Source organism: Francisella sp. XLW-1 (assembly GCF_008711455.1).
GTDB classification, from domain to species: Bacteria; Pseudomonadota; Gammaproteobacteria; order Francisellales; family Francisellaceae; genus Francisella; species Francisella salimarina.
This window is the reverse complement of the sequence record NZ_VXKP01000003.1, coordinates 184,812-200,876: the sequence shown is the minus strand read 5'-3', so window position 1 is coordinate 200,876 and position 16,065 is coordinate 184,812. Positions and strand designations below refer to the sequence as shown.

Sequence of the window (16,065 nt, the reverse complement as noted above, 5' to 3'; positions counted from 1 at the left end):
TAATAATTTTTCTAGAGTATAACTAAATGTTTTTTAAAAAGAAGAAAGAAGTTCAGTCATCATCTGAAATAGAAAGAGTTCACGAACAAGATAATAAAAAAGGACTATTTTCAAGGCTTCAGTCAGGTCTGTCAAAGACAGCTAGTAAGTTTGGAAGTGGCTTAAGCACCGTTCTTATGGGGCAAAAAGTAGTTGATGAAGAGCTGCTAGAAGATATTGAAATGCAACTTTTAACATCTGATGTTGGTGTTGAGGCTACTGACGAAATAGTTGAGTATTTACGTGGGAAAGTAGCAAGAAATGAGCTTCAGACGGCAGATAAGCTTAATGAAATTATTCAGGATAAACTGACAGAAATTATTTTGCCGTGTCAGCAACCATTACAGATTAATCATGAAAATACTCCTTATGTAATACTTATTGTCGGTGTAAATGGTGTAGGTAAAACAACAACTATAGGTAAGCTTACCAAAAAACTACAGTCTGAAGGTAAATCAGTAATATTAGCAGCTGGAGATACTTTCCGTGCAGCAGCTGTTGAGCAGCTTCGAGAATGGGGCGATAGAAATAATACGCAAGTTGTTTATCAAAAAGAAGGAGCTGATAGCGCGTCTGTTATTTATGATGCTATAAGCTCTGCAAAATCTAGAGGTATCGATGTAGTAATAGCAGATACTGCAGGACGTTTGCATAATAAAGATAATCTGATGCAAGAACTAAAAAAAGTTGTTAAGGTAATTAAAAAAGTCGATGATTCTGCACCTCATGAGACAATGCTTGTTGTAGATGCTACAACTGGTGGTAATGCTCTTAGTCAAGCTGAGGCATTTAATGAGATTGTTAACCTAACAGGTATAACAATCACTAAACTTGATGGTACTGCAAAAGGTGGAATAGTCTTCTCAATTGCTAAGAAAATGGGACTACCACTTAGATTCATCGGTGTTGGTGAGAAGATTGACGATCTGCAAGTATTTAATGCAAAAAACTTCACAAGCGCATTGTTTAGCTCTAATTCACAACAGTAATAAGTTTAGTTATTGAAACTTCACATTAGTAGAATATTTTTTGTTAAAATATTGTCTATCTAGTTATATAAAATATTGATTCTAATGTCTAATAAAGACTTTCTTTCAGGGTTAAATCCCCAACAAAAAAAAGCGACCTTGCTAGAGGATCGTAATTCTTTGATACTTGCTGGAGCGGGTAGTGGCAAAACAAAAGTTTTAACTTCTCGTATAGCGTATCTTTGTCGTGATAAAGGAGTATCTGTAGAAAATATTCTAGCTGTAACATTTACAAACAAAGCAGCTAAAGAAATCCAACACCGAGTTGAGAAAATGCTTGGCATTTCAACTTTTGGTATGTGGATAGGTACTTTTCACGGTATTGCTCATAGATTATTGCGTAAGCATGCTCATGAGTTGGGTCTAGATAAGAACTTTAGAATTCTTGATCAAGATGAGCAGGCTCAATTAATCAAAAAAGTAATTAAGAGTTTGGATCTTGATGATAAAAAATATCCACCAAAATTATTGCAAAATTTTATTAATAAGCAAAAAGATAAGGCTATTCGTAGTAACAAATTAACAAAACAGTATGATATTAATTATGCTCATATCTATACTGCTTATGAAGAGAGATTACAGTTAGATAATGCTTTAGATTTTGCCGACTTACTTTTGTATTTATATGAACTGTTCTCTCTTAATCAACAGCTTAGAGAATATTATCAGAGTTTATTTAGGTATATTTTGATAGACGAGTTTCAGGATACTAACCAAGTCCAATATATGTGGTTGAAGTTACTTGTTACAGATAATAACTACATGATGGCAGTTGGAGATGATGATCAGTCAATATATGGTTGGCGTGGTGCAGTCGTTGATAACATTCACAAATATGTCGCAGATCTAAACGATGTTGAAATCATAAAGTTAGAGCAAAACTATCGTTCAACAAAGAATATTCTTAAAGTAGCTAATTCTGTAATCAAAAATAACGATAATAGAATGTTAAAAGAGCTATGGTCTGCTGCTGAAGATGGCGAAAAAGTTGAAGTGTATTGTGCAGTTAATGAGCGTGATGAAGCGAAATATATTATAGATAAAATTCGCCAATTACATGATGAAGGAGTTGACTATTCTGATATGGCAATTTTATATCGCTCAAACTATTTGTCGCGTGTCCTTGAGGAGAGTTGTATTTATGCAAGTATACCTTATAGGATTTATGGAGGTTTTCGTTTCTTTGATCGAGCTGAAGTTAAGGATGCCTTAGCATATTTAAGATTAGCTGTTACAAGTAATGATAACTTAGCATTTGAGAGAATTATTAACACACCAACACGAGGAATTGGTAACAAAACTTTAGATACAATTCGTAATTTCTCACAGATTAATAATGTATCATATTGGCAAGCCACTATAGATATTATCCAGAAAGAAATTGTAACAAAAAGAGCCGCGTCTCTTCTGTTGAAGTTTATAGAAATTATAAATGCTATTTCATCACAAATAAAAGACTTAAGTCTAGATAAGCTTCTTGAAACTGTAATTAATGAAAGTGGTTTGTTGGCATCATATCAAGAAAAAGATACTGAAAAAGATCGTCAAAAAATTGATAACTTAAAAGAGTTAATAAGTGCAGCTAAAGATTTTGAACCGCAGATAGAGTTACTTGATGATAATATTGATATACTACAAGATTTTTTGTCTTTTGCAGTGCTAGAAGCTGGTGAGATGCAGGCTGATGAAAATGCAGATAGTGTTCAGTTAATGACAATACATGCGTCAAAAGGTTTAGAGTTTCGCTATGTCTTCTTGGTGGCTGCAGAAGAAGGAGTATTTCCTCCTAGCTCGATTATTAATGCTGAAGAGGCATATACTAGTGCAGAATCTAAAAAAATCCAAGAAAAGCTAGCTGAAGAGAGACGTCTATTTTATGTTGCTGTAACAAGAGCTATGAAGGCTCTAACCATTAGCTATGCTCAAGTACGTAATATCTTCGGTAGAAGTAGTTTCCAAGTCAAATCACGCTTTCTGATGGAAATAGACTCTGAACATATTAATGAGGGTAAACTAACTGTAGGATCTCAAAATAAACCAAAGTTAAAGCAAAAATCAAATTTTGGAGTATCTCCTTTTGACTTTCTTAAGTCAAATGATACAAAAGGAAATAAGTTCAAAAAAGGAGATAAGGTGTTTCATAAGATTTTTGGTAAGGGAGTCTTTGTCAAAGCACAATCTCAAGGTTCAAAAGAGTTTTATACTGTGGACTTTGGTACAGATGTTGGTCAGAAAATACTGTTAGCAGATATTGCAAATTTAGTTAAGCTTTAATATTTATTATCATGCTTCTCATGATAATAAATGCTAAAGCTAGAACAATACCAAAAGCAATTGTTATACTTGTATTTGCATTTATATTAAAGTGATCACCACCATCAATAGCTAGTCCAGCACTAAGTTGTCCAATCTCTATTACTAATGTTATAAACATATTTGTGATTGCAATCCCAACCGCAGCAAAGCTTGGAGGGCATATCTTATTAAAGTAATACCACACTAAGACTTGTGATGCTGAAAAAGTGCCGAATAAGAACGCAATACTAATAGCATAATTCTTAAATAAATGAGCATTTACTAGTACGGATATTAGAATAATTCCAACTATTGAAATGGTTATGATTTTTTTGCCACTGAATTTGTTACACATATGTGTCATTATTGGTGAAAAAATAATCCAACCAATGAAAATCGCAGTTATCATGGTTGTTGAATATATACTGTCAAAACCGTAAGACTGCTTGAAATACAGTACACCATATTGTGATGTTAAAATTACTGTTGGTGTATATAGAAGTCCTGCCCACATTGCGTTTTTCCAGATTAAACTATTTTTTATTAGCTGTTTACCTCGTTTTAGTATTTCACTAAATTTTGGCATAAGTGTCGAAGAATATCTTTCTTGTGGGATTATGATTTGAAAAAGCAGTGCTAGGGGCAGGGCTATAACCCCAGAATAGATAAAGATATTTATCCAAGAAGTATCATAGTGAGATATGATGACACTTATGTTTTGAGAAAATGCTGCAGCGAGTGTTCCGAGTGATATAACTAAACTTGTTATTATCGGGAAATATTTTGATTCAAAATTTTCTAAAGTAAGTTTTAGAACACCAATAAAAGCAAATGAAGATCCTAGTCCTACTAGTAATCTACCGAATAGTGCTAATTCGTAACCACCTGAGACAAAAATGATGTTACCAACTCCACAGAGTATAGTGGCACTAATAAGTACTTTCTTACTGCCGTATCTATCAAGTAGTATTCCAGCAGGTATTTGCATTAGGAGGTATGTAATATTGTAACTAGATACTAAAAAAGAGAATCCAATATGTGTTGAAAGATTAAAGTGTTCAACTATTTGTTCTTGATAAGCACCTGTCAGTATTCTCAAAAAAAACTCATAGCAATAAAAACTAATTCCTACTACTAATACTAACGATAGTTTAAATTTTTGCATTACCAAATACCTAAAATGAATATTTCTTTAATTTATCTTTTCATTAGCTAAAAGTCTAATTAACTTTTTTTAACATGATCTAATTAGTATTAAATTATGATAATATTGGTTTTAAATATGGAGGTGTCAATTATGAAGAATGTAGTAGCTTTTTCTGTGTTATTTTTATGTTCTTTTTTTGCTTATTCTGATAATAAGCTTGATCTAAAAACAGGTAAGTATTACATAACAGCAAATGATGCTTTTTATCGTCCAAGTACAGAGCGTGGAAATGAAGTGATAGATAGGGAAAATGCTTCCGATTTTTTGGTTAATGTTTCTGATAGTGCTTTTGATATTACTGATAGCCTTACTTTTGATGCATATACTAGCTCTACTAACCTAATAGCTGAAGGATCTATGGGAGATCTCAAAGATACAAAGTTTTATACCCAGGAAACAAAGTTAGTTAAAAAATTATGGAATGATAAGTTTGAGCTCTATGGTGGTACTGTGTTAGGAGCTAATCCATATCAGTTAAATAATGTTAATTCTGCATATGATACAGGGTCTCGCATAGCAGCGTTTGCTAGTGGAAGAACAGGTGCTAAATATAATCTATCAGATAACTTTGGGCTTCTCTTAGAAGGGCAGTATAACTTAACTGGTGAAATGGCAGATAATACAGATATGTTTACAGGATTCGATGGAGCACAATATAAAGGCTCAAGAATGTTGAAAACAGGATTTGAATGGAATTTCTAAATTAGTTTTTAATGCTATCTAGATAGAGTAGCTAGTTTGGGCTCAAGAGAGATTATTTTATTTACATGTAGATGGTTTTCTAGCATAATTTTTTAAATAATTAATCTCTATATTTCAAACTATGCAAAAAATTACCAGGGTTGGATTTACAATATGGTTTATATGTGCGTTTTTTTATGCACTTGAATTCATAATACGAGCTTCAGGAAATTCACTTTATAATGACTTTTCTACAGTACCATATAACCTAACGCCAGAGCAAATTAGTGTTTTAAGCTCAGCATTTTATTGGGCGTATGTTGCTTCACAACTTCCAGCAGGCATTTTATTAGATAAGTTTGGTGTCAAAAGAATTATGGCAGTCAGCACCTTGATATTTTCTGTAGGGGTTTTTATCGCAACTAGAGCGACATCTCCAGAATATCTTATTTTATATAGAATATTAGCAGGTATTGGTGGAGGATTTGCTTTCTTATCTGCACTGAAAGCGATAGCTATATGGCTTCCTAAAAGAACTTTCCCTTTATTCACGGGGGCGACTCAGATGCTCATGTATGGCGCGGGAACTCTGACTGGATTGCCACTAGTTATTTTGGCCAATAATTTTAGTATCCAAGTTATAATGTCTGGAATTCTTATTGTCTCAGTAGTGTTATTTTTAAGTGTATTGTTTTTTATACCGTTTAAGGAGCTACATAACCAGACAGATACAGATGAGTTGGCTGATACTCATACAAAGATTGAAGATATTCCAATAGTTTTTAAAATTAAACAAATATTATTAAATGGTTTTTTCTGTTTTACAATTTATGGAACTACAGCTATATTTGCTGATTTGTGGAGCTATAGGTTCTTAAGTTTAGATGGATATTCTGAGCATTACGCAGGGGCTGCATCATCTATGATATTTATTGGGATTGCAATTTTTAGTCCTTTATGGGGGGTTGTAGCAACGTTGTTAAACAAGCAAAAAGCCTTACTTACATGGGCTTCAATTTTTGGTTTGTTTATCGTTGTGGCTGTTGTATATCTACATGTTAATCCAATAATTATGTGTATATTGTGCGTGCTATGGGGTGGTATGCAGGCAGCTCATGTTCTTAATTTTACAATTTTGCGCCAACATATCAGTCCAATGTATATAGCTACTGGTATTGCTGCGGTTAATCTATTTATACCTTTAAGTGGTGCTGTGCTTCAGCCATTTGTTGGATATATGGTTTCATCTTTGGAGAATTATGGTTTTGCGCAACTAGAGGCGTTTAAATATTCATTATTCATTTTACCAGTATTAATGTTTTTATCTGTGTTGCTGTCTCTTTTTATTAAAGAGAAAAAAGCATAAAATATTTATTTAGAAATTTGTAGTTTTTTTTACTTATGGAGTTTTTTTATGTCAAAAGAATTTATATTAGCAGTTGACCAGGGCACCACTAGTTCTCGTGCTATTATCTTTGATAAGCAAGGTAATATTAAAAAGATAGCGCAAAAAGAATTTACTCAAACTTACCCAAAGAATGGTTGGGTAGAGCATGACCCTATGGAAATTTGGGCATCGCAAAGTAGTATTGTTAGAGAAGCTTTAGAGTATGCTAGAGTTTCTCCGCGAGATATAGCTGCAATAGGTATTACTAACCAAAGGGAAACCACAGTTGTTTGGGATAAGAATACAGGCCAGCCAGTTTATAATGCTATAGTTTGGCAGTGCCGAAGAACATCGCATATCTGTGATGAGATCAATAAAGATAAAGAATTTACTAATTATATTCGTAAAAATACAGGTCTTGTGGTCGACGCATATTTCTCTGGTACAAAAGTTAAGTGGATACTTGATAACGTAGATGGTGCTAGGGAGAAAGCAGAAAAAGGAGATTTACTTTTTGGAACAATCGATACTTGGTTAATCTGGAATTTAACTAAGGGTGAGGTTCACGCTACTGACTTTTCAAATGCTTCAAGAACAATGTTGTTCAATATCAATACACTTGAATGGGACAAAAAAATTCTAGAGTATTTAGATATTCCTGTATCAATGCTACCAGAGGTTAGATCTTCAAGTGGTGATTTTGGGCACACTCATCCAAGTACTTTGGGCGGCGCTAGAATTCCAATAGCTGGTGTGGCAGGTGACCAGCAGTCAGCTTTATTTGGTCATTGCTGTTTTGAGGAAGGTATGGCGAAAAACACTTATGGTACAGGGTGCTTTGCTTTAATGAATGTTGGTGATAAACCTGTGTTTTCTGATGCAGGGCTCCTTACGACTATTGCTTGGGCTGAGAATGGTAAGCCAACTTATGCTCTTGAAGGTAGTGTATTTATCGCGGGAGCAGTTGTTCAATGGATTCGTGATGGTCTAGGTCTTGTACGCTCTGCTGAAGATAGTGAGTACTATGCTACAAAAATTGATTCAACGGATGGTGTTTATTTGGTCCCAGCTTTTGTTGGTCTCGGTACGCCATACTGGGATATGTATGCTAGAGGTACTATTGTTGGTATTACTCGTGATACTAGGCGTGAGCATATCATAAGGGCAGCACTTGAGGCTATAGCATATCAGGCAAAAGATGTTTTGGATTGTATGAAAGAAGATACGGGTCTTGATTTAGCAGGGCTTCGAGTAGATGGTGGAGCAGTTCAAAATAATTTTCTAATGCAGTTCCAATCTGATATTTTACAATCAGAGATTTCTAAGCCGAAGATTAATGAAATTACTGGTTTAGGGGCAGTTTTCTTAGCAGGTCTATCTGTAGGTTTTTGGAAAGATAAAGAAGAATTGAAATCTATTCTCACAACAGAAAAGACTTTTGAGCCACAAAAAGACCCTCAAACAGTAGCCCATGATTATAAGGGTTGGAAAAAAGCAGTAGATAGAAGTAAGGCTTGGGCTGAGTAATATTAGCAAATTTTGTGGTTGCTCTGTAAGAGTGGCGATTTTTTAGATATAAAGATTTGAAAAAAAATAAATGAAAAACGAATACGACATAATAGTTATAGGTGGTGGTGCAACTGGGTTTGGTTGTGCTGTAGAGGCGGTTTCTAGAGGGTATAAAACTTTGCTTTTAGAAGCCTATGATTTTGGTAAAGGAACATCTTCAAAGTCGACTAAGCTGATACATGGTGGCTTGAGGTATCTTGAGAATTTTGATTTTGCTTTGGTGAAAGAGGGGCTTGAGGAAAGATATTCATTCTTACATAATGCGCCACACTTGACTCATAAGCAGTCTTATCTTATTCCAACTCGTAGTTATTTTGAGACTATTAAATATACAATTGGTGTAAAGCTATATGAGTTTTTGTCGGGTAAGTATAAAATTGGCAAAAGCTATAATCTAAATAAACAGCAAACATTGGTAGAGCTACCAAATATTGATGATTCGAAATTGCTGAAAAGTTTAGTTTATTATGATGGTCAGTTTGATGATACTAGATTACTGATCTCATTGATGAAGACTTTTGAGGCAAAAGGTGGTACAGCTCTTAATTATCATAAGGTTGAGAAGGTCTTTAGCTCTACAAATTCAAAATTAGATACTGTAAAAGTGGTTGATACCCTGTCAGGCGAGCAAAAAGAATTTACAGCTAAACATATAGTGAATGCTACAGGGACATTTACAGATAAAACTATTGATATCGCAAATCAGCAAGATTCTCATAAATATGTATCGGTTGCTCAAGGTACACATATAGTCTTTGATAGAGAGAAATTCCCAACAGAGCATGCAATTTTAATTCCAGAAACAGAAGATGGTCGAGTGTTATTTATATTGCCTTGGCATAATCATTTGATCGTTGGTACTACAGATATCAAAAAAGAAGCACCAAGCATTGAGCCAAGAGCTGAGAAGTCCGAGATTGATTTTATCCTAGAGACTTTTAACCAATATGCAAAAACAAAAGCTACAGTTGCAGATATTAAATCAGTATATTGTGGTCAGCGCCCTTTAGTTTCTCCCAAAAATGCTAAAAACACGGCTAAAATCTCGCGTAAGCATGAGGTTGTAGAGTCAAAAGATGGCTTAATCACAGTTGTTGGTGGTAAGTGGACAATCTTTAGAAGGATGGGGCAGGATGTTATAGATTTTATCGAGACTAAAAAAATTGCTCAAAAGACTTCCAAGACTTCTAATGAGTTACTTGTTGACGCTATTGAACCAAAAGATGCTTATCCACTAAAGGTTTATGGTAAAAATGCTGAAGATATTAAAGCAATCCAAACAGAGCTTGATAATTTTGAGTTGTTACATGGTGATTTACCATATTATCAGGCAGAGGTTGTTTATCATGTTAGAGCTGAGAAGGCTCAAACTGTTGAGGATGTTTTAGCTCGCCGAACTAGAGCAGCCTTTTTAGATATTAAGGCTAGTATCGATGCAGCTCCAGTTGTTGCTAAACTCATGGCAAAAGAGTTGGACAAAGATGAAGCTTGGCAAAATCAGCAAATTGATAGCTTTATGGAATTTTCTAAGAACTTTAATGTTGATGAGTTGTATAATTAAGGGTTATTTATGTTAGAAGCGTGCATAGCTGAATTTATTGGTACAATGATTTTGATACTGCTGGGAAATGGTGTGGTTGCCGGAGTTGTTTTAAAAGGTACTAAGTCAGAGAATGGTGGTTGGATTGTTATCACATTCGCTTGGGGTTTGGCAGTGTTTTTGGGCGTGTTGGTTGCTGGCCCTATTAGTGGAGCTCACTTAAATCCAGCTGTTACATTAGCACTTGCTATTGCCGGTAAGTTCTCATGGGGGTGGGTTGTACCATTTGTTATTTCACAGATATTAGGTGCTATGGTTGGTCAGCTTCTAGTGTGGACTATGTATTATCCACACTACTCAGCTACTGATAATACTGACTTGAAATTAGCTACTCATTGTACATCACCAGCTATTAAGCATTTACCCTCAAACTTTGCTAGTGAGGTTATCGGTACCTTTGTACTTATTTTTGCGATTTTAACAATGCATGGTGTGGTTGCTCATGCTGGTGAGGCTAGTGTGACTACGGCTTATCCGATAGATATGGGAGCTTTAGGGGGAATTCCAGTAGCCTTTGTGGTTATTGCAATTGGATTGTCGCTTGGTGGAACTACTGGTTATGCTATCAACCCTGCTAGGGATTTTGGACCTAGATTGTTTCATGCTATCATGCCAATACAGGGCAAAGGCTCTTCACAGTGGAGTTATGCGTGGGTACCAATAGTTGGCCCGGTGCTGGGAAGTGTTATTGCTACAGGTTTATATTTGTTTCTGAGAACAAAAGGAGTTTTCTAATAAAATGTGTGAGATGATTTATTTACCATTGTTAGCTGATGATATTTTGAGGCTATTTATTTCACTTATGCTATTTTTATGCTGTGCAATTTTAAGTTATATTTTTGCAAAGAAAAAGCCTTGGGATGCAGCCTTTTGGATTTGTTTTTCAATATCTTTGTTAGCTATGGGTGGTTTTGGATATGTTGCGCATCGTATATATTTAGAGAATACTTTTTCTTATGATGGATTTGTTTCTGGTGCTGCTTTTATTACGGTATGTGGACTCTTGTTTTCAAAAAAAAGATATCATGAGTTTAATGATAGTGTTTTTAGTAGAGATGCTCTAATATTGTTTGCAACATTTTTTGTTTTTGCACTTATATACATATCTACAATTAAATATAATTTTGAGTGTGTAGAAACATTCGAGTATTTCTTTATAGATGCTTTGCAGATAGTTATATATCCATTGTTGCTGTTGTTTGCAATATCAGCTTTTTTATATAGATTTTCTATATGTTTATCTGTTTTTGCTATAAGTATGGCATTATTTGTTGTGGAGAATGTGATTTTTATATTGAACACTTTGATGGGGAGAGTAAATCATCTCGAAGCTTTTGAGGAGGTTTTATTTGCCTCAATATCAATAGTCCTTAGTTGTGCTGCTATTCTTATGCTTGCCAGTGCTAAAAAAACATATATGGAGAATAAAAAGAAATGTTTGATCAGATAGGTGTTGGAGGATCATTTTGGATGAACCTAATTATTTCAGTTTTAATTTTAGGTATAGGTTTTTGGATATCTAAATATATAAAAAAAGTAGTTTACCACTTGCTTGAGGAGTATGATAAGACGGTATCACAATTTTTATCAAGCGTTGTGTATACCATTTTCTTAGTTTTAGTGGTGGTTATTGCACTAGCGAAGCTTGGAGTTCCTATATCGCCTGTTACAGGAGTTTTAACGGGGATCGTTTTTGGTATTTCTATGTCTCTTAAGACATCTTATAATATTGTAGCATCAGGGATTATGCTGGCGTTTAGTAAGCCTTTTGAGATAGGTGAGAAGGTGGATTTGGGTGGTGTAAAAGGCCAAGTTAGATCGATCGGTTTCCTGTATACAAAACTAAATGATGAAGCTGGTAATGAAATTGTTATGCCAAATAATCTAATTCTTTCTAGGGTTATTACGAGGTTTTCCGAGTTAGAAAATAAATAATGCAAAAAAACTTTCTCAATTCTGAAAATTATTTATATTTGCCGAATGGGCAGAAAATAATTCTTAATCAACAGCAAATAGAAGCTATTCGCCTTATAAAAGAATTTATTGCGAGTAGGGAGTCTTATTTTTTACTCTCAGGTTTTGCAGGTACAGGCAAGACTACTGTGGTCAAAAAGATTTTGGATGAATACCCCAAAAGAGCAATAGTTTCTGCACCGACTCGTAAGGCAAATGCTGTTATTTCACAATCAACTACTAGGCAGGGTTATACTATTCATTCTTTACTTGGTTTGCAGCCTGATATAAATCTTGCTGACTTCAATCCGAATGAACCTGTCTTTGGACAAATTAATAAGGCGAGTATCAAAAATTATGACTTAATAATAATTGATGAAGCTAGTATGATAAATAAATCACTATTTGAGCTTATTGATTCAGAAATTACTAAATCATTATCATCTAAGGTTATATTTTTGGGTGATAAAGCACAAATACCACCAGTTGGCGATCAGGTTAGTCCAATTTTTCAATTAGAGAATAGATGTGAACTTACTCAACTTATGCGACAAGCAGATAGCAACCCACTAGTAGAGTTAAGCCAGCAACTAAGAGACGTTAGTGAAGAGCTACCATGTTTTTTGAATAAAAAAGAAACTGTGTTGAATAAAGAGAATGAGGGTGTGCTCTTTGTTAAGTCAAATGATGAGTTTAGAGAGCAAATAAAAAAAGTTTTTGGATCATCTTATGCAAAGACTGATTTGAACTATGCTAAGTTAATAGCTTGGCGCAATAAGACAGTCATGTTGGCGAATAGGATAATCAGGGACTTGGTGTTTGGAGAAGGCGCTGACTTAATTGAGAAAGGTGATGTTTTAATTGGCTATCGAGCCATTAAAGCCAATTCTAAAGAATCTTTCTTGATAAATAATTGTGTTGATTATAAGGTGGTTGAGGTATCAAAAAAGCAAAAAAATATGAATGGCCTTATGGGATATAGTGTAAAGGTGCATGAAAAAGCAAAAATTTATAAGGGTTTTGATGAAAAAAGTATTTTCATAATAGATTCAGATGATATTTGTAATTTAAATCAGTATGCAGAGATACATGATAACTTACTAGAGATTGCTAGGAGCGATAGAACGTGGTCAACGTATTATGAGTTTCGTAAAAATAACTTATTAATGATTGATGTTGAAAGATATTCTGATGGTAGTTTAAGGCCCAAGAATAGTGTAATAAAAAAAGACTTGGATTATGGCTTTGCTGTTACGGCTCATAAAGCACAAGGGTCGACTTATAAAAAGGTATTTGTACTTCTAAAAGATATCTCATTAAATAAGAATTTTATAGAAAGAAATCAAATACTTTATGTGGCGATGACAAGAGCACAAAAAATGTGTGTGGTTTTATAAAAAACGATATAATAACTTTACATTTACACCTACGCATAGTAATATAACCTTAGTTTTTTGTTAGATGAGTTGTTGGCGTAAAGCAAAATACAAATTATCATAAAAAAGCTTGATTTTTAGTCAAATAAACTTTATAGTTATCTAAAAGTTTTAGGGGAGGGATTCCCGAGCGGCCAAAGGGATCAGACTGTAAATCTGACGGCTCAGCCTTCGCAGGTTCGAATCCTGCTCCCTCCACCATGCGGGTGTAGTTCAATGGTAGAACTTCGGCCTTCCAAGCCGATAGTGTGGGTTCGATTCCCATCACCCGCTCCACCTAAACCTAATTTATAATAAAATATTAATAAGCTCGCATGGCTCAGTTGGTAGAGCACTCCCTTGGTAAGGGAGAGGTCACCAGTTCAAGTCTGGTTGTGAGCACCATATTTAAACTATTGTTTTTTGTTGAAAAAAAATGGAGCATGAAAATGGCTAAAGAAAAATTTGAACGTTTGAAGCCGCACGTAAACGTAGGTACTATTGGTCACGTTGACCATGGTAAGACTACTCTTACTGCTGCGATCACTAAAGTTATGGCTGAGAAAAATGGTTCTGCAGCTAAGAACTTTGATGAAATTGATAACGCACCAGAAGAGAAAGCGCGTGGTATAACTATTAATACTTCTCACGTTGAGTATGAGTCTCCAAATAGACACTATGCTCACGTTGACTGTCCAGGACACGCGGACTACGTTAAGAATATGATTACTGGTGCTGCTCAGATGGACGGCGCTATCCTAGTATGTTCTGCAGCTGATGGTCCTATGCCACAGACTCGTGAGCACATTCTACTTTCACGTCAGGTTGGTGTACCAAAAATCGTTGTTTTCTTAAACAAGTGTGACATGGTAGATGACGAGGAATTGTTAGAACTAGTTGAAATGGAAGTTCGTGAGCTTCTAGATCAGTACGAGTTCCCTGGTGATGATACTCCAGTTGTTATGGGTTCTGCTCTTAAAGCTATCGAAGGTGAAGAACAGTACGTTGAGAAAATTGTTGAGCTTGTGCAGGCTATGGATGACTACATTCCTGCACCTGAGCGTGATACAGAGAAGCCGTTCATTCTTCCAATTGAAGATGTGTTCTCGATCTCAGGTCGTGGTACAGTTGTAACTGGCCGTGTTGAGCGTGGTGTTATTAACGTTGGTGATGAAGTTGAAGTTGTTGGTATTCGTCCAACTCAAAAGACTACAGTAACAGGTGTTGAAATGTTCCGTAAGCTTCTTGATAGAGGAGAAGCTGGTGATAACGTCGGTATCCTAGTTCGTGGTCTTAAGAGAGACGACGTTGAGCGTGGTCAAGTATTATGTAAGCCAGGTTCAATTAAGCCTCATACTAAGTTTGAAGCTGAAGTATATGTTCTTTCTAAAGAAGAAGGTGGTAGACATACTCCATTCTTCAAAGGATATAGACCACAGTTCTACTTCCGTACTACAGACATTACTGGTGCTGTTGAGTTACCAGAAGGTGTTGAAATGGTAATGCCTGGTGATAATGTTAAGATGACTATCACTTTAATCAACCCAATCGCTATGGACGAAGGTCTACGTTTTGCTATCCGTGAAGGTGGTAGAACAGTTGGTGCTGGTGTTGTTGCTAAAATTATCGAATAATAGGTAATTTAACAAAAATATAGGTCAGTAGTTCAATTGGTAGAGCAGCGGTCTCCAAAACCGCAAGTTGGGGGTTCGAGTCCCTCCTGGCCTGCCACATAATTAAGGCGGTGTTGTATAAATTGCAACTCCGCCTTTTTTATTTCTTGATATTGTCTGTTTGCTATGGTATTTTATTGCCTACGTTTATAATTTCTCTAATTAAAAATACTCTTTTTAAGAAAAAGGATGTCTTGTGAAAAAGAATCAAGGTTTTAATAATAAGGTTTGGATAAGTGGTGCCACGAAGACCACAGAAGTTAAGAAGATTTCTAAGTCTAGTAGTGCGTTATTGTGGTTGGTGGCTGTAGCAATAGTGGTTGCTGGTGTTGCTGTTACTATGTATTCTGATGTTTTAGGTTCAAGCTACAGTTCGTATAATACTTCTTTGGCTGTAGTGGTGGTTCTGGCTGCATTAGTGGTTGCAAGATTTACAAATCAGGGTCGTCGTTTCTGGGCTTTTTTTCAAGCATCTAAGCTTGAGTTAGCGAAAGTCGTATGGCCTACGCGAAAAGAAACTATGACAATATCTGCTATGGTTATAGTTGTAGTTATAATTTTTGCACTAATTATATCTTTATTTGGTGTTATATTTGAGAATTTTATTCAGTATTTTCTGGGTTAATAAAAGGATATTGGTATGCTTTGGTATGTTGCGCAGGTGCACTCAGGTTATGAAAAAAGAGTTAAAACTCAGCTAGAAGAAAATATAGAAATAGCAGGCTTGAAAGAGAATTTTGGTAGAATACTTGTGCCGACTGAAAATGTTGTTGAGATGAGAGGCGGGCAGAAACGTAAAAGTGAAAGAAAATATTTTCCCGGATATGTTTTGATTGAAGCTAATTTGACAACAGAAGCTTGGGATATTATTAAAGCAGTTCCTAGAGTTTTAACAGTTGTTGGTTCAAGAGGGAAGCCTATTCCTCTTAGTAAGCCTGAGGTTGAAAGAATACTAGGTTTTGTGGAAGGAAATGCTTCTGCAGTTGAGCCAAGATTGAGAAAAACGTACCATGTTGGTGAGGTTGTTAGGGTTTTAGAAGGACCGTTTAATGACTTTACGGGTGTTATTGAAGAAGTTAACTATGAAAAGTCAAGATTGAGGGTTGCGGTATCTATTTTGGGTAGATCTACTCCTGTTGAGCTTGAGTTTTCACAAGTTGAAAAAGAGTCTTAGTAGTATTTACTAAGATGATAGGGAGCTTATATTTTCATATAAGT

Annotated in this window: 14 protein-coding genes and 4 tRNA genes; 17 read left to right on the top strand and 1 reads right to left on the bottom strand. The window is 35.2% G+C overall.

The features are described from left to right. The first annotated feature begins 26 nt into the window (after nucleotides 1-26). Together ftsY and F3D59_RS05765 are read left to right on the top strand one after the other, a co-directional pair. The gene (gene ftsY / locus F3D59_RS05770; protein ID WP_150464142.1) at nucleotides 27-1,028 is read left to right on the top strand and encodes a signal recognition particle-docking protein FtsY; all 1,002 of its coding nucleotides are present in this window, start codon (nucleotides 27-29) and stop codon (nucleotides 1,026-1,028) included. A gap of 84 nt (nucleotides 1,029-1,112) precedes the next feature. Further along, nucleotides 1,113-3,341 carry a UvrD-helicase domain-containing protein gene (locus F3D59_RS05765; RefSeq protein WP_150464141.1) on the top strand — a complete coding sequence of 743 codons (2,229 nt, stop codon included), beginning with the start codon at nucleotides 1,113-1,115 and terminating at the stop codon, nucleotides 3,339-3,341. Here the strand turns inward: F3D59_RS05765 and F3D59_RS05760 are convergent. Continuing rightward, nucleotides 3,331-4,527, bottom strand: coding sequence for an MFS transporter (locus F3D59_RS05760; RefSeq protein ID WP_150464140.1), 1,197 nt, complete (start codon nucleotides 4,525-4,527; stop codon nucleotides 3,331-3,333). The two genes, F3D59_RS05765 and F3D59_RS05760, sit on opposite strands and share 11 nt — an antisense overlap. Before the next feature lie 132 nt (nucleotides 4,528-4,659). Between F3D59_RS05760 and F3D59_RS05755 the strand changes: the two genes are divergently transcribed. The 15 genes from F3D59_RS05755 to nusG all read left to right on the top strand — a co-directional run bounded on the left by F3D59_RS05755 (nucleotide 4,660) and on the right by nusG (nucleotide 16,021). Continuing rightward, nucleotides 4,660-5,271: a hypothetical protein gene (locus F3D59_RS05755; RefSeq protein WP_150464139.1), complete on the top strand. Its 612-nt coding sequence runs from the start codon at nucleotides 4,660-4,662 to the stop codon at nucleotides 5,269-5,271. 121 nt (nucleotides 5,272-5,392) lie between these two features. Continuing rightward, nucleotides 5,393-6,616 carry an MFS transporter gene (locus F3D59_RS05750; RefSeq protein ID WP_150464138.1) on the top strand — a complete coding sequence of 408 codons (1,224 nt, stop codon included), beginning with the start codon at nucleotides 5,393-5,395 and terminating at the stop codon, nucleotides 6,614-6,616. A gap of 48 nt (nucleotides 6,617-6,664) precedes the next feature. Then, nucleotides 6,665-8,164: a glycerol kinase GlpK gene (gene glpK / locus F3D59_RS05745; RefSeq protein WP_150464137.1), complete on the top strand. Its 1,500-nt coding sequence runs from the start codon at nucleotides 6,665-6,667 to the stop codon at nucleotides 8,162-8,164. Between the two features lie 70 nt (nucleotides 8,165-8,234). Beyond that, nucleotides 8,235-9,767, top strand: a complete 1,533-nt coding sequence (locus F3D59_RS05740; protein WP_150464136.1) for a glycerol-3-phosphate dehydrogenase/oxidase — start codon at nucleotides 8,235-8,237, stop codon at nucleotides 9,765-9,767. 9 nt (nucleotides 9,768-9,776) lie between these two features. Further along, on the top strand, nucleotides 9,777-10,541 hold the full coding sequence (locus tag F3D59_RS05735; protein WP_146420854.1) for an MIP/aquaporin family protein: 765 nt from the start codon (nucleotides 9,777-9,779) through the stop codon (nucleotides 10,539-10,541). 4 nt (nucleotides 10,542-10,545) lie between these two features. Next, the gene (locus F3D59_RS05730) at nucleotides 10,546-11,256 is read left to right on the top strand and encodes a hypothetical protein (protein ID WP_150464135.1); all 711 of its coding nucleotides are present in this window, start codon (nucleotides 10,546-10,548) and stop codon (nucleotides 11,254-11,256) included. Beyond that, the gene (locus F3D59_RS05725) at nucleotides 11,241-11,741 is read left to right on the top strand and encodes a mechanosensitive ion channel domain-containing protein (RefSeq protein ID WP_150464134.1); all 501 of its coding nucleotides are present in this window, start codon (nucleotides 11,241-11,243) and stop codon (nucleotides 11,739-11,741) included. The genes F3D59_RS05730 and F3D59_RS05725 overlap by 16 nt, the downstream gene beginning before the upstream one ends. After that, the gene (locus F3D59_RS05720; RefSeq protein WP_150464133.1) at nucleotides 11,741-13,156 is read left to right on the top strand and encodes an ATP-dependent RecD-like DNA helicase; all 1,416 of its coding nucleotides are present in this window, start codon (nucleotides 11,741-11,743) and stop codon (nucleotides 13,154-13,156) included. The genes F3D59_RS05725 and F3D59_RS05720 overlap by 1 nt, the downstream gene beginning before the upstream one ends. Before the next feature lie 155 nt (nucleotides 13,157-13,311). Beyond that, nucleotides 13,312-13,396, top strand: a tRNA-Tyr gene (locus tag F3D59_RS05715). Between the two features lies 1 nt (nucleotide 13,397). Next, nucleotides 13,398-13,471: transfer RNA gene (locus tag F3D59_RS05710), tRNA-Gly, on the top strand. Between the two features lie 32 nt (nucleotides 13,472-13,503). After that, nucleotides 13,504-13,579 (top strand) — tRNA-Thr (locus F3D59_RS05705). Between the two features lie 44 nt (nucleotides 13,580-13,623). Further along, entirely contained in the window at nucleotides 13,624-14,808 is a 1,185-nt protein-coding gene (gene tuf, locus F3D59_RS05700) for an elongation factor Tu (protein WP_013922406.1), read from the top strand. Nucleotides 14,809-14,829: 21 nt separating this feature from the next. Further along, nucleotides 14,830-14,905 (top strand) — tRNA-Trp (locus F3D59_RS05695). 138 nt (nucleotides 14,906-15,043) lie between these two features. Beyond that, nucleotides 15,044-15,472 (top strand): preprotein translocase subunit SecE, encoded by a 429-nt coding sequence (gene secE / locus F3D59_RS05690; protein WP_146420850.1) that lies wholly within the window; start codon nucleotides 15,044-15,046, stop codon nucleotides 15,470-15,472. Between the two features lie 15 nt (nucleotides 15,473-15,487). Then, complete coding sequence (gene nusG, locus F3D59_RS05685) at nucleotides 15,488-16,021, top strand: transcription termination/antitermination protein NusG (RefSeq protein ID WP_150464132.1); 534 nt, start codon at nucleotides 15,488-15,490, stop codon at nucleotides 16,019-16,021. Nucleotides 16,022-16,065 lie beyond the last annotated feature (44 nt).

What these genes read in the sequence shown, in the direction of transcription:
- ftsY (WP_150464142.1), top strand. Translation starts at nt 27, where the DNA reads ATGTTTTTTAAAAAGAAGAAAGAAGTTCAGTCATCATCTGAAATAGAA.
- F3D59_RS05765 (WP_150464141.1), top strand. Translation starts at nt 1,113, where the DNA reads ATGTCTAATAAAGACTTTCTTTCAGGGTTAAATCCCCAACAAAAAAAA.
- F3D59_RS05760 (WP_150464140.1), bottom strand. Translation starts at nt 4,527, where the DNA reads ATGCAAAAATTTAAACTATCGTTAGTATTAGTAGTAGGAATTAGTTTT.
- F3D59_RS05755 (WP_150464139.1), top strand. Translation starts at nt 4,660, where the DNA reads ATGAAGAATGTAGTAGCTTTTTCTGTGTTATTTTTATGTTCTTTTTTT.
- F3D59_RS05750 (WP_150464138.1), top strand. Translation starts at nt 5,393, where the DNA reads ATGCAAAAAATTACCAGGGTTGGATTTACAATATGGTTTATATGTGCG.
- glpK (WP_150464137.1), top strand. Translation starts at nt 6,665, where the DNA reads ATGTCAAAAGAATTTATATTAGCAGTTGACCAGGGCACCACTAGTTCT.
- F3D59_RS05740 (WP_150464136.1), top strand. Translation starts at nt 8,235, where the DNA reads ATGAAAAACGAATACGACATAATAGTTATAGGTGGTGGTGCAACTGGG.
- F3D59_RS05735 (WP_146420854.1), top strand. Translation starts at nt 9,777, where the DNA reads ATGTTAGAAGCGTGCATAGCTGAATTTATTGGTACAATGATTTTGATA.
- F3D59_RS05730 (WP_150464135.1), top strand. Translation starts at nt 10,546, where the DNA reads ATGTGTGAGATGATTTATTTACCATTGTTAGCTGATGATATTTTGAGG.
- F3D59_RS05725 (WP_150464134.1), top strand. Translation starts at nt 11,241, where the DNA reads ATGTTTGATCAGATAGGTGTTGGAGGATCATTTTGGATGAACCTAATT.
- F3D59_RS05720 (WP_150464133.1), top strand. Translation starts at nt 11,741, where the DNA reads ATGCAAAAAAACTTTCTCAATTCTGAAAATTATTTATATTTGCCGAAT.
- tuf (WP_013922406.1), top strand. Translation starts at nt 13,624, where the DNA reads ATGGCTAAAGAAAAATTTGAACGTTTGAAGCCGCACGTAAACGTAGGT.
- nusG (WP_150464132.1), top strand. Translation starts at nt 15,488, where the DNA reads ATGCTTTGGTATGTTGCGCAGGTGCACTCAGGTTATGAAAAAAGAGTT.